The 12,950-nt window shown below is 67.0% G+C and carries 10 protein-coding genes; 5 read left to right on the top strand and 5 right to left on the bottom strand.

All coding sequences use genetic code 11. The features are described 5' to 3' along the window. The first annotated feature begins 148 nt into the window (after positions 1-148). Positions 149-883, top strand: a complete 735-nt coding sequence (locus tag H5T65_12005) for a gamma-glutamyl-gamma-aminobutyrate hydrolase family protein (GenBank protein MBC7259958.1) — start codon at positions 149-151, stop codon at positions 881-883. Continuing rightward, on the top strand, positions 880-1,674 hold the full coding sequence (locus H5T65_12000; GenBank protein MBC7259957.1) for a glutamate racemase: 795 nt from the start codon (positions 880-882) through the stop codon (positions 1,672-1,674). Before H5T65_12005 ends, H5T65_12000 begins: the two co-directional genes overlap by 4 nt. A 646-nt stretch (positions 1,675-2,320) precedes the next feature. Here the strand turns inward: H5T65_12000 and lipA are convergent. The 5 genes from lipA to H5T65_11975 all read right to left on the bottom strand — a co-directional run bounded on the left by lipA (position 2,321) and on the right by H5T65_11975 (position 9,266). After that, positions 2,321-3,205, bottom strand: a complete 885-nt coding sequence (lipA, locus tag H5T65_11995) for a lipoyl synthase (protein ID MBC7259956.1) — start codon at positions 3,203-3,205, stop codon at positions 2,321-2,323. 76 nt (positions 3,206-3,281) lie between these two features. After that, on the bottom strand, positions 3,282-4,679 hold the full coding sequence (lpdA, locus tag H5T65_11990) for a dihydrolipoyl dehydrogenase (protein MBC7259955.1): 1,398 nt from the start codon (positions 4,677-4,679) through the stop codon (positions 3,282-3,284). Positions 4,680-4,706: 27 nt separating this feature from the next. After that, the gene (locus tag H5T65_11985) at positions 4,707-5,687 is read right to left on the bottom strand and encodes a hypothetical protein (protein MBC7259954.1); all 981 of its coding nucleotides are present in this window, start codon (positions 5,685-5,687) and stop codon (positions 4,707-4,709) included. Beyond that, a complete protein-coding gene (gene gyrA, locus H5T65_11980; GenBank protein MBC7259953.1) occupies positions 5,656-8,166 on the bottom strand; it encodes a DNA gyrase subunit A in 2,511 nt (836 codons plus the stop codon). The genes H5T65_11985 and gyrA overlap by 32 nt, the downstream gene beginning before the upstream one ends. A 35-nt stretch (positions 8,167-8,201) precedes the next feature. Next, entirely contained in the window at positions 8,202-9,266 is a 1,065-nt protein-coding gene (locus H5T65_11975) for a DnaJ domain-containing protein (GenBank protein MBC7259952.1), read from the bottom strand. Positions 9,267-9,664: 398 nt separating this feature from the next. Here H5T65_11975 and mvk point away from each other — a divergent pair, with 398 nt between their 5' ends. The 3 genes from mvk to H5T65_11960 are packed head-to-tail and all read left to right on the top strand — an operon-like array spanning position 9,665 to position 12,560. Next, the gene (gene mvk, locus H5T65_11970) at positions 9,665-10,615 is read left to right on the top strand and encodes a mevalonate kinase (protein ID MBC7259951.1); all 951 of its coding nucleotides are present in this window, start codon (positions 9,665-9,667) and stop codon (positions 10,613-10,615) included. 2 nt (positions 10,616-10,617) lie between these two features. After that, complete coding sequence (locus H5T65_11965) at positions 10,618-11,178, top strand: UbiX family flavin prenyltransferase (protein ID MBC7259950.1); 561 nt, start codon at positions 10,618-10,620, stop codon at positions 11,176-11,178. After that, positions 11,175-12,560 carry a UbiD family decarboxylase gene (locus tag H5T65_11960; protein ID MBC7259949.1) on the top strand — a complete coding sequence of 462 codons (1,386 nt, stop codon included), beginning with the start codon at positions 11,175-11,177 and terminating at the stop codon, positions 12,558-12,560. Before H5T65_11965 ends, H5T65_11960 begins: the two co-directional genes overlap by 4 nt. Positions 12,561-12,950 lie beyond the last annotated feature (390 nt).

Here is a 12,950-nt window from a genome sequence, read left to right as displayed (position 1 = left end):
CCCATACCTGCCCCCGGCCCGCGGCGTCTATGGAAAGCCGCCCTACGGATATCAAGGGTCTGGGGAAAGCGCGTCGTGCGAAACCTATTTTGGGTTTGAGCCTCAGCCCGCGTTATAATGCGAGCATACACAAACATCAGGAGGCGCCATGACCGCACCCATCATCGCCATACCCTGCCGCCACGACACATCGGGGCGGCATCACCACCTCCCCCTGCAGGGGATGGGCCAGGCGTACCTGTCCGCCGTCATCGCGGCGGGCGGAGCCCCCGTGCTCATGCCGCTGGGCCTGGACGAGCCGCGCCTGTTCCACGCGTTGGATCGCGCTGACGGCCTGCTGCTGGCGGGCGGCGAGGACATCGCGCCGGCGCTCTTCGGCGAGGCCCCGCATCCCAACCTGGGCACGGTGGACGCCGAACGCGACGCGGCGGAAATCGCTCTGGCGCGGCGGGCGCTGGCCATGGGCCTGCCCCTCCTGGCCATATGCCGCGGCATCCAGGCGCTGAACGTGGCGGCGGGCGGCTCGCTCTACCAGGACATCCCCAGCCAGGTCCCCGGCGCGCTGAAGCATCACTGTTTCTACCCCGAATACCCCCGCGGCCACATCGCCCACACGGTGGACATCGCGCCCGACAGTCGCCTGGCGGCGATCCTGGAGCAGGGCGACGCCGTGCCGGTCAACTCGTTGCACCACCAGGCGGTCAAGGCCCTGGGAGCGGGGCTACGGGTGGTAGCGCAGGCCCCCGATGGTATCGTGGAGGCGGTGGAAGGCACAGGCGGCGCGTGGGTGCTGGCGGTCCAGTGGCACCCGGAAGAACTCGTCGCATCGCGCGCCGACATGCGGGCGCTGTTCCGCGCCTTTGTGGAGGCGGCGGGAGGATGATCGGCGTGTTTGACTCGGGCGTGGGCGGGCTTTCGGTGCTGCGCGAAATCTGGGCGCAACTGCCCGACGAGAGCACCCTCTACTTCGCCGACACGGCCCACTGCCCCTACGGTTCGCGCAGCGCCAAGGAGATCCGCGACCTGGCCGTGCGCATCACCGACTTTCTCGTCCAACGCGGCGCGCAGGTTGTCGTCGTGGCGTGCAACACCGCATCGGCCGCCGCGCTCCACCATCTGCGCGAGCGGTTCTCCGTGCCCATCGTCGGCATGGAGCCGGCGGTGAAGCCTGCGGCCGAACGCACCCGCGCCGGCAAAGTGGGCGTTATCGCCACGCCCGTAACATTTCAGGGCGAACTCTTCGCGCGCCTGCTGGAGCGGTATGCCAACGGGGTGGAGGTGCTCACGCAGGTTTGCCCCGGCCTGGTGCAGCAGGTGGAAGCGGGGAAACTGGACGATCCGGAGACCGACCGTCTGCTGCGGCTGTACCTGGAGCCGATGGTGGGGGCGGGGGTTGACTCGCTGGTGCTGGGGTGTACGCACTACCCGTTTCTGCGGGAGGCCATCGCGCGCCTCGTGGGGCCGCACGTGGACATCATAGACCCCGCGCCCGCCGTAGCCCGCCAGACGGCTCGGGTGCTGGAACAGCATGGGCTGCGCACGGTCGGACGCGGCCCCGCCCTGCGCCTTTTCTACACGTCCGGCGACCCGCGTGCGTTTGAGGGTATTGCGGCGCGGCTACTGGGCGTCCCCGTCCATGTCGAAGGGACGAGGAACCGCGAATCGCGAGAATAAACGCGAATGTCTATTTCTATTCTATTCGGTTATTCGCGTTCATTCGCGGTTAGAAGCCCTCCGCTGGCAGAACGCTGGGGCGAGGTCGGCTTGCCCGCGCGGGGAGGCGTACCGCGTAGGGCGACCCGCGGGTCGCCCCTACACCCAGCCCGATGCTTCAGCGTGGGGCGTGGTGTGCCGCGGAATCGCACTATGCCTAGGGAACCGCGAATCGTATTAATGAACGCGAATGTCTATTTCCATTCGCGTGCATTCGCGGTTAGAAGCCCTCCGCTGGCAGAATGCTGGGGCGAGGTCGGCTTGCCCGCGCGGGGCTGAACCCCCGCGCTACAAGGACGAAGCCCCGGAGGGGCTTTGTCCGTTCAGCCCGATGCTTCAGCGTCGGGCGTGGTGTGCCGCGGAATCGCACTATGCCTAGGAAACCGCGAATCGCGCGAATAAACGCGATTGTCTATTTCTATTCTATTCGTGTTCATTCGCGTTCATTCGCGGTTAGAAGCCCTCCGCTGGCAGAACGCTGGGGCGAGGTCGGCTTGCCCGCGCGGGGAGGCGCCCCTACACCCAGCCCGATGCTTCAGCGTGGGGCGAACGCGCGGAATCGCACTATGTCTAGGAAACCGCGAATCGCGCGAATAAACGCGAATGTCTATTTCCATTCGCGTGTATTCGCGGTTACAACCTCTACCTGCTCGCGGGCGTGGTAGGAACTGCGCACGAGCGGCCCGGCTTCCACGTGCTTCAGACCCATCGCCACGCCCTCGCGGGCCAGCGCGGCGAACTCCTCCGGCGGCACGTAGCGTTCCACCGGCAGGTGGGCGCGGCTAGGTTGCAGGTACTGGCCCAGCGTCAGCAGGTCGCACCCCACGCTCACCAGGTCGGCCATGACGGCCCGCACCTCGTCGGGCGTCTCGCCCAGGCCCACCATCAGCCCCGTCTTGGTGAGCGCCGTTGGAGACATCGCCTTAGCCTGGCGCAGCAGGCGGAGCGAACGGGCGTAGTCCGCGCCGGGCCTGGCCGTGGGATACAGCCGGGGCACGGTCTCCAGGTTGTGGTTCAGGACATCGGGGCCGGCGTCCATGACGACCCGCAGCGCGTCCTCGCTCCCCTGAAAGTCGGGGACGAGCACCTCAACCCTGCACGCGGGCACGCGGCGGCGGATGGCGCGGATGGTCTCCGCGAAGATGCCCGCGCCCCCGTCGGGCACGTCGTCGCGCGTTACCGACGTGATGACGGCGTACCGCAGCCCCAGCGCCTCCACGGCGCGGGCCACCCGCTCCGGCTCGTCCCAGTCCAGCGGCTGGGGCGTCCCCTTGGCGACGGCGCAGAATCGGCACCGCCGCGTGCACACATCCCCGAGGATGAGAAACGTGGCCGTGCCGCTGTGGAAGCACTCGCCTTTGTTGGGGCACCGCGCCTCCTCGCAAACGGTGTGCAAGCCCAGGTTGTCCAGAAGGCTGTTCACTTCCTGATACGCGCCGCCAGCGGGCAATCGCACCCGCAACCACGGCGGCTTTGGCCCCGAAACCGGCATCGCCGAACCCCTTTCGTCCGCTGACCACTGCTGGCTGATTGCTATTCGCTGACCGCTGACTGCTGATTGCTGACCGCTAAAAATGAATCGGCATCCCCGCGGCGGCGTGGGCGGCCTCCATGACCGCCTCCGACAGCGTGGGATGAGGCCGCACGGCGCGCGAGAACTCTTCCGCCGTGAATTCCAGCCGCAGCGCCAGCACCGCCTCGCCGATGAGTTCCGTCGCCCCTGGGCCGATGATCTGCACGCCGAGGAGGGCATCGTGGGTCTCGCTGACCACCAGTTTCACGAACCCCTCGCGTTCGCCGAGGATGACGGCCTTGGAGCACGCCATGAAAGGGAACTTGGCGGTGCGCACGGCGTGTCCCCGCTCCCGCGCCTGGGCCTCGGTGAGGCCGGCGCTGGCCACCTCGGGGCGCGAGTACACGGCGCGGGGCATGTGGTCATAGTTCAGCGGGCGCGGGTTGCGCCCGGCCATGTGTTCCACGGCCACGATGCCCTCGGCGCTGGCCACATGGGCCAGTTGCAGCGTGGGCACGCAGTCGCCGATGGCATAAACCGACGGCACGTTGGTCTGCATGTGCCCGTTGACGGGGATAAAGCCGCGGTCGGTCTTGACCCCTGCCGCTTCCAGGCCCAGGCCGTCGGTTGCCGGCGCCCGCCCCACCGCCATCAGCAGTTTCTCCGCCGACACGGTTTCCTTCTGGCCGGCGGATGTGGTGAACGCCACGCGCACGTCCTCGCCATCGGTCTCTACCTTCTCCACGCGCGCGCCCGCCTCCACGCGGATGCGCTGACGCTTCAGGCTCTTGGCCAGTTCCTCGGCCACCTCCGTATCCTCGGCGGGCAGCACCTGGGGCAATGCTTCCAGCAGCGTTACCTTGCTCCCCAGGCTCTGGAACAGGCAGGCGAACTCCACGCCCACCGCCCCCGCGCCGATGACGACAAGGCTGGCCGGGATGTGGTCCAACTGGAGCGCGCCGGTGCTGGACAGGATACGCTGCTCGTCAATCGTTACGCCTGGGAGCGACTTGGCGCGGGCGCCGGTGGCGATGAGGATGTGGCGCGCCGACACCGTCTCCGTCCCGCCGTCGGGCTTCTGCACCTTCAGCGATGTTGGCGAATCCAGCGTCGCCGTGCCCTGGAGCAGCGCCACCCGGTTCTTCTTGAGGAGCGACTCCACCCCCTTGCGCAGGCGCGACACAACCTGATCCTTGCGCTTCTGGGCCTGCGCCCAGTCCAGGGCTGCCCCGCCCACCTGGACGCCGTACTCGGCCGCGGCCTGCGCCAGGCTCCAAACCTCGGCGCTGCGCAGGAGCGCCTTGGTCGGGACGCACCCTCGGTTCAGGCACGTGCCGCCCACCGCATCCTTCTCCACCAGGAGCACCTTCATCCCCAATTGCGAGGCGTGGATGGCCGCGACGTACCCGCCCGGCCCTGCTCCGATGATGGCGACATCGTATGGCTCGGTCATATTGTTTTCCTCCTTAAATGAGCATCACTATTGAGTTAGAATGTCCCGAATGGTCCTCTGCACTTCGGGCTGTTGCATCAGCCGCGTGTGGGCGTAGGGCGGCAGGTCGCCTCCGAACCACGCCAGCGGGTCGTCGGCTCCCGTCGGTCGCGTCCTGTCCACGCAATACCCGTTGCGAAACACGATAGGCACGGGCCTCGTCCCCGGAATCGCGGTGGCGCTGGGGAGCATGGTCAGCAAGTCCCCGAAGTGCAGTTCTATCGGCACGTGGGCCGTCCTGGAAGGGACGAGAAACCGCACTGTGATTTGCCCCGCCAGACACCAGAACCGAACATCCCTGGGCGTGCACTCGGCGCGGTTCAGGTATCGCAACAGAAAACTCTTCTCCGAGATTTGCAACAGCCCCAGCGCCTTGGGCGATATGGGCGGGCAGGCCTCGCCGGGCATCTCGGCCAACACCCGCTCGCGCAACGTCTCATACCCCCTGCAAATCGCATTCATGGCGGCCTTGCTGCGCGAGGGCAGGAGAATCCGCGCCCACCACATCTTCCGGAAAGCCCCGGCGACCGACCCGAGGCGCGCGCCCCGATTGGGCGTCCCCACCAGGATGACCTTGTCCACGTTGCCGTTGTAGCGCGTGCCCAGGGCGTCCGGCGTTCGGCGGCTCAGGTAGTACCGAGTGATGATTCCCCCCGCGCCGACGGCCACAATGCTCACTTTGCCCGGCCCGCCCAAGGCCCGGCTCTCCGCCGCCAGCGCGTCCACTTGGCACGCATCGCCATCGGGCGCAGCCGAATCGTCTGACAGGCGGCGGGCGATCTGGATGAGGTCGCCCTGCGCGTCGTACCGAGGCACCGTCCCATGCCGCACGTAGCCGTACCCAAAGCGGCGGATAAGGCGCGGGTCTAGCCCGCCCTGTTGCACAAGATGCGCGACAAGCCCCCACCGATCCCAATCCTGGGGCGAGCCGCCCAGATCATGGATCAGGATGACCGGCCGCGGTAGCATCGCCGTTGCCCTCCGATTCCGCAGCGCCGTTGGGAGGCGTGGCGCGGTCGCTTTCCAGGCGGGCGACGGCGGCCACCTCGTCATCGCCGCGGATGTCAATGACCCGTGCGCCTCTAGCCGCACGCCCCGCCCGGGGGATACTCTGCACAGGCGTGCGCAGCACCATTCCCTCGGTGGAGACGACGGTGATTTCGTCGTCCGGCTGCACGACCCGTGCAGAAGTAACCGGCCCGGTTACCTTCTGGTTGCGGGCTTGCACCCTCACGCCGCGCCCGTTCCTGCCCTGCAAGGGGATGTCCTCCAGGGGAATGCGCTTGCCGTAGCCCCTCGTCGTTACGATGAGCAGGTCGCCGCCAGGTTCGGCGATGGTCATGCTGGTTACGTGATCGCCCTTGGCCAGGCGGATGCCCATCACGCCGCCTGCGCTTCGGCCCATGGGCCGCACCGATTCCTCGCTGAAGCGGATGCCCTGGCCGCCCTCGGTAACCAGGATGATCTCCTGGCCGCCGCGGGTAAGGCGCACCCAGTGGAGCGCGTCCCCCTCCTCCAGGTTCAAGGCGATGATGCCGCTGGGCCGCACCGCCGCGAATTCGGCCAGGGGGGTTCGCTTGACCTTGCCGTTGCGCGTCGCCATGACGAGGTATTCGGCCTGCTGGAAGTCGGGCACGGCCACGGCGGCAGTGGCCGATTCCCCCTCGTCCAGCGCCAGCAGGTTGGCCATGTGGACGCCCTTGGCCTGGCGGGATGCGTCGGGGATTTGGTGCGCCCGAAGGCCGAAAGCCCGCCCGCGATTAGTGAAGAACAGGATGTAGTCCATGGTCGTCGCGGCCAGGATGAACTGGACGGCGTCCTCCTCGCGGGTGGTGATTCCGGCCACGCCGCGGCCGCCGCGAGCCTGGGCGCGGTAGGCTTTCAGGGGCACGCGCTTGACATACCCGCGCTGCGTGATGGTGATGAGCACGTCCTCGCGCGCCACCAAATCCTCATCGCTGAGTTCGGCGGCTTCCTCCGCGGAAATATGCGTGCGGCGGGCGTCGCCGTACTTCGCCTTGATGTCGGCCAGGTCCTGGCGGATGAGGGTCAGAATCTTCTGCGGGTTCGCCAGGATGTCCTCTAGGTAGGCGATGGTGCGGCGCACCTCGGCGTACTCGTCCTCAATCTTCTGGCGCTCCAGGGCCGCCAGTCGCCGCAACTGCATATCCAAGATGGCGCGGGCCTGAATCTCGGTGAGTTTGAACCGCCGCACCAGCTCCGCCTGCGCCGTGTCGGCGTCGGGCGACTGGCGAATGGTGCGAATCACCTCGTCCAGGAAGTCCAGCGCAATCCGCAGGCCCTCAAGGACGTGGGCGCGCGCCCGCGCCTTGTCCAGGTCGTAGCGGCAGCGCCGCGTGATGACGTCCCGCCGATGCTCAATGTACAGCGCGATGGCCCGCTTCAGCGACAGGACGCGCGGCTCGCCGTCCACCAGCGCCAGCATGTTGATGCCGTAGGTGCTCTGCATGGGCGTGAACTTCAGCAGTTGATTGAGCACCGTCCGGGGCGACGCGCCGCGCTTGAGTTCAATCACGATGCTCATGCCGCTGCGATCGGATTCGTCCCGCAGGTCGGCGATCCCGTCAATGCGGCCGCTGCGCACCAGGTCGGCGATGCGCTCCAGCAGGCTGGACTTGTTCACCTGGTAGGGCAGTTCGGTTACCTGGATGCGGAATCGCCCCCCGCGCATCTCCTCAATGACGGTTTTGGCCCGCACGGTGATGCGCCCGGTGCCTTTGGCGTAGGCGGCGCGGATGCCCTCGGTTCCCAGGATGATGCCGCCCGTCGGGAAGTCAGGCCCCGGCAGGTGCGCCATCAACTCATCCACCGTGATTTCGTCCAGGCGCGCGTACTGCTCAATGACGAACGTGATGGCGTCGCACAGTTCGCCCAGGTTGTGCGGGGGGATGTTGGTGGCCATGCCGACGGCGATGCCCGAGGCCCCGTTGAGCAGCAGGTTCGGGATGCGAGAGGGCAACACCGACGGCTCCTTGAGCGAGCCGTCAAAGTTGTCCACAAAGTCCACGGTCTCTTTGTCAATGTCGGCGAGCATCTCTTCGGCCATGGGCGACAGGCGCGCCTCGGTGTAGCGCATGGCGGCCGGGCTGTCGCCGTCAATGGAGCCGAAGTTGCCCTGCCCATCCACCAGCACGTAGCGCATGGAGAAGTCCTGCGCCATGCGGGCCATGGCGTCGTACACGGCGGCGTCGCCATGGGGGTGGTACTTGCCCAGGACTTCGCCGACAATGCGGGCGCTCTTCTTGTACGGGCGATCCGAGCGCAGCCCCATGTCGTGCATGGCGTACAGGATGCGCCGGTGCACGGGCTTCAGCCCGTCGCGCACGTCAGGCAGGGCGCGCGACACGATGACGCTCATGGCGTAGTCCAGGTATGCGCCGCGCATCTCGGCGTCAATGTCCACTTTGCGAACGATACCGATGTCCATAGGCTTACCGAAAGTGCTCCTTGGGGTAGGGGTGTCTACTTGTCCACGTCCCGCGCGAACATGTACAGGATCGTGGACTGCTGGCTGGCCGCCGGTTTCCATCCACGCATTTTGGAGAGGGCCTTCATCTGCGCCACGAAGTCTTTCTCCCATGCGTTCTCCGGTTTGAGGTGCGACAGGACGGCAGGCCAGTACTCGTCGCTGTCGGCGGGCGGCAGGTCTGGAAGTTCTTGCTGCACCATAACCTTGACAGGGACGGTAGTCATGCCGCCGTTGGAGATGACCTCAATCTTGCCGGTGTAATTCCGGCCGGGCTTCAGGCCCGACGGGGTCAGCGTTACCGTGATTTCGGTGTGGTCGCCCCGGAACTCGTCGCGATTCACCGCGAGCCAGCCGTGCTTGACGCGGATTTCGCCCTCAAATGCGCCTTCGCCCACGTTGCGCACGTGCAGCGTCATAGTGATGGGCGCGTCGGAGCGGCGGACGGTGCCCGCGTCCAGCCAAAGGGGTTCCACCTTAAGGATGGGGCGCGGCTCTGGGGCGACGGCGACCCGCACGGGGATGAGCACCGTGCCGTACAACAGCGACGTGATGGCGACGCTCCCCTCGTAGGTTACGCCACCGCGCAGGTCGGACGTGTCCACCGTGATGCGAATGACCACCGCGCCTTTGCGGCGGCTGGCCACCTTCGCGCGAATCCACGACTGGTGGGGGAGCATCTCGCCATGGAAGCGCCCGGCGCGGCTCAGCGAGATCGTTACCTCGGCGTCCACCACCTGGCCTCGCTGTACGCCGTCAAACTGCACCCGCTCGGGTGTCAGCGTAACCGACGGGCGCACGCCGCCCAACCACGGCGAGACGGTCGCTCTCGCCGCGTAATGCTGGCTGCCGTACACGCGTTGCCACTGCTGGTGGTACTCGGCGCGCTTCTCCGGGTCTCCCAGCACCTCGTAGGCCAGGTTGATTTCCTGCATGCGCTGATTCGCATCCGGGTCGGGATTCAAATCCGGATGGTACTTCCGCGCCAATCGCTTGTATGCCGCTTCCACCACATCGGGGTCGGCCTCCGGGTCCACCTGGAGCACCCGGTAGTAATCCACAAGTTCCTTGCCCACTTCCGATTCGCACCCAACTCAAGAGACGCTCACCTACAATTATACCGCTTTTTGCGCTTTTCCGCCAGTCGCGCGCCACCGTGGGGGATGCGGCTCCCTCCTGTGTTGGCGAACAAGGTGGAACCAAGCGCAGGTGTAGGGCAGGTTTCCATACCTGCCCCTCGTCCGGCGGCTATGGAAAGCCGCCCTACGTGTATTCTATTCGTGTGGATTCGTGTTATTCGTGGATAGCGGGTGTAGGGCAGGTTTCCATACCTGCCCCCGATTTCTTTGGCCTGCGCACCTTTGCCCATCGCCAGCAGGCTGGGCCGAAAGGCCCCCGGCGTCCTTGCCCACGGGCGGGGGGCGTGCTATACTGTCAGGCGCGCCATCGGGAGGGTGTAATGACCGTTGGGAGCAAGGCCAAAGCCGTGGGAACGGCTCCAGGGAAGGTGATTCTGTTCGGCGAGCACGCGGTGGTGTACGGGCGACCCGCCATCGCGGTGCCGGTCTTTGAGGTGCAGGCGCGGGCCGAGGTCAGTCTGGGCGCGCCGGGGCAAGGCGTCGTCCTGGAGGCCCGCGACCTGGAGTTGCGCTACCCGCTGTCATCGGCGCTCGCCGATGACCCGCTGGCGGCCGTCGTGTGGAAGACCCTGGCCCGCCTGGAAATCCCGCCCCAGCCCGACATCCTCATCTCTGTGCAGTCCACCATTCCTATCGCGCGGGGGCTGGGCAGCGGGGCCGCCGTTTCCACCGCCATTGTCCGCGCGCTTGCGCGCTATTTCGGCAAGCACCTCACGTCCAGGGCGGTCTCGGATCTGGTGTACGAGGCCGAGAAACTGTACCACGGCACGCCCAGCGGCGTGGACAACACCGTCATCGCCTTCGGCAAGCCCGTGTACTTCGTCCGCGGGCGGACGCTGGAGATCTTCTGGGTGAAGACGCCGTTCCTGCTGGCCATCGCCGACACGGGCATCGCCAGCGAGACGAAAGACGTTGTCGCCGATGTGCGCCGTCGTTACGAGGCCAACCTGGGCCAGTACGAGTTCCTGTTTGACGAGATCGCCGAGATCGCCTACCAGGGGCGCGGCGCGATAGAAATGGGCGACCTGCCGCGCCTGGGCGATTTGATGAACCGTAATCACGCGCTGCTGCAGGCTATGGGCGTGTCGTGCCCGGAACTGGACCGCCTGGCGCAGGCCGCGCTGGATGGCGGCGCGCTGGGCGCGAAACTCTCGGGCGCGGGCAGGGGCGGCAACCTCATTGCGCTGGTTACACCCGAAACCCGCGGGCGGGTGGATATGTTCCTGCGGCTCGCCGGCGCGAATCGCGTGATCATCACGGAGGTCTCGTAGTAATGAGGCTCATCGTGGCGGTTACCGGTGCATCGGGGGCCGTCCTGGCCGCCCGATTGCTGGAGCACCTGGCGGGCCACGAAACGCACCTCATCGTGTCGGACGCGGCCCGCACGGTGCTTCGGCACGAACTGGGCCGCGAGGACCTACCCGCCACAGCCCTCTATGGCGAGGATGAGTGGGGTTCGCCGCTGGCCTCGTCGTCGTTCCTGGCCGACGGGATGGTCATCGTCCCGTGCTCCATGAAGACGCTGGCGATGGTGGCGCACGGTCTCAGTTCCAACCTCATCGGCCGCGCTGCCGATAACGTGCTTCGCACGGGGCGGCGGCTGGTGCTGGTCCCGCGCGAGACGCCCCTCTCGCTCGCGGCGATTGAGAACATGCGCTTGGCGAAGATGGCCGGCGCCATCGTCCTGCCGCCGAACATGGCGTTCTACTTCCGCCCGCAAACCCTGGACGACATGGTGGACTTCGTGGTGGGCAAGATTTTGGACGCGCTGAACCTGCCGCACAGCCTGTACCGACGGTGGGAGGGGCCAGCGCCGTCGGAGGACGAACCGTGAGTGTGCGCGACTTCATTCGGCTGGCCGAACAGGCGGGCAGGCTTGCCTACGTGGACAGCGAGGTGGACCGATACCTGGAACTGGCGGCGGTGGCGGCGGACATGGACGGGCAGACGGTGCTCTTCCGCCGCGTGAAGGGCTACGACGTCCCCGTCCTCGTTGGCGTGTGCAGCGACCGCGATTTGCTCGCCCGCAGCCTGGGCGTGGAGCGCCTCAACCTGCTGGCGGCGCTCGCCCGCGCGTTGGCGAATCCCACGCCCCCGCCCGTCGTCGCCCATGCGCCCTGCCAGGAGGTGGTGGAGCCCGCCGTGAACCTGGACGCCATCCCCATCCTGACGCACATCCGTGGCGATGGTGGGCCGTACATCACGTCGGGCGTGGCCATCATCCGCGATCCCGACCTGGGCCGCAACATGTCGTTCCATCGCCTGATGCAGATCGGCCCCGACCGCTTCGCGGCGCGGGTGGTGGAGGGACGCGGCACGGCCACCGCCCTCGCCAAGACGGGGGGGCGCCTGGATGTGGCCATCTGCATCGGCGTGTCGCCTGCCGTTCTGTTGGCCGCCGCCATGTCGCCGCCCAAGGGCGTGGACGAATTGGGCATTGCCAACGCGCTCATCCCGACGCCCGTCGTGCGCTGCAAGACCGTGGACTTGGAGGTCCCCGCCGACGCCGAGTATGTCCTTGAGGGCCGCTTCACGGGCGAATACGCGGCCGAGGGGCCGTTCATAGACCTGACGGAGACGTGGGACATCGTGCGCCAGCAGCCCGTGGTGGAGATTCAGTGCATTACCCACCGCAGGAACCCCATCTACCACGCGCTGCTGCCGGGCAGGAGCGAGCACAAACTGCTGATGGGGATGCCTCGTGAGCCTACCATCTTCGCTGAGGTGAGCAAGGTCGCCGAATGTGTGGACGTGCTCATCACCCCCGGCGGCACGTCGTGGCTCCACGCCGTGGTGCAGATTCGCAAGCGGCATGAGGACGACGGCAGGAGGGCGATTGAGGCAGCCTTCCGGGGCCACGGTTCGCTCAAGCACGTGGTCGTCGTGGACGAGGACATAGACATCCACAGCCCCGCGCAGGTGGAATGGGCCATCGCCACGCGGTTTCAGGCAGCACACGACCTCATCGTCCTGCCCGACGAGCCGGGCAGTTCGCTGGATCCCTCGGCGCACCACGCGCCCGGCCAGAAAACCCGCACCAGCAAGATGGGCCTGGATGCCACTATCCCCTGGCGCACCCACGACGGCAGGCTACGCACGCCGGAAGAACGCGCGGAATTCCGCCGAGTGGAGTATCCGCCGTTTGGACTGCTGAAGCGCGGCTTCAGCAATCCAAACAGTCCAAACGGCGCGCGGGGCCAGAATCTACGCGAATGAACGCGAATCTGCCCCCTAACTCCGCTTCGCGGCGTTTGTAGACATGGCGTTCCGGCCCGGGGCTGTACCCCCAGCCCGCACTTTGCCCGTCCATGCCGAAGGGATAGGGAACCGCGAATCGCGCGAATAAACGCGAATGGAAACAGGGGCAAAGTGCCGTGCCCCGACCCACCAGGCGAACGCTGGGGCGAGGTTGGCACGACCGCGGGGGAGGCGCACCGCGTAGGGGCGACCCGCGGGTCGCCCCTACACCCAGCCCGATGCTTCAGCATCGGGCGGGGCGCACGTGCACCTCACCCCCGGCCTTCGGCCTCGCCCTCGCCGTGGGCAGGGGATGTGGAGCAAATTGCCAATTTGCTCCACGCGGGTGGGGATGAGTAGCGGCGCGGC

This window comes from Chloroflexota bacterium (genome assembly GCA_014360805.1).
GTDB lineage: Bacteria > Chloroflexota > Anaerolineae > DTLA01 > DTLA01 > DTLA01.
This window is presented reverse-complemented; position numbering and strand designations above follow the sequence as displayed.

Excerpts from the sequence above, each read along its gene's own strand:
- H5T65_12005 (MBC7259958.1), top strand. The coding sequence starts at position 149 with ATGACCGCACCCATCATCGCCATACCCTGCCGCCACGACACATCGGGG.
- H5T65_12000 (MBC7259957.1), top strand. The coding sequence starts at position 880 with ATGATCGGCGTGTTTGACTCGGGCGTGGGCGGGCTTTCGGTGCTGCGC.
- lipA (MBC7259956.1), bottom strand. The coding sequence starts at position 3,205 with ATGCCGGTTTCGGGGCCAAAGCCGCCGTGGTTGCGGGTGCGATTGCCC.
- lpdA (MBC7259955.1), bottom strand. The coding sequence starts at position 4,679 with ATGACCGAGCCATACGATGTCGCCATCATCGGAGCAGGGCCGGGCGGG.
- H5T65_11985 (MBC7259954.1), bottom strand. The coding sequence starts at position 5,687 with ATGCTACCGCGGCCGGTCATCCTGATCCATGATCTGGGCGGCTCGCCC.
- gyrA (MBC7259953.1), bottom strand. The coding sequence starts at position 8,166 with ATGGACATCGGTATCGTTCGCAAAGTGGACATTGACGCCGAGATGCGC.
- mvk (MBC7259951.1), top strand. The coding sequence starts at position 9,665 with ATGACCGTTGGGAGCAAGGCCAAAGCCGTGGGAACGGCTCCAGGGAAG.
- H5T65_11965 (MBC7259950.1), top strand. The coding sequence starts at position 10,618 with ATGAGGCTCATCGTGGCGGTTACCGGTGCATCGGGGGCCGTCCTGGCC.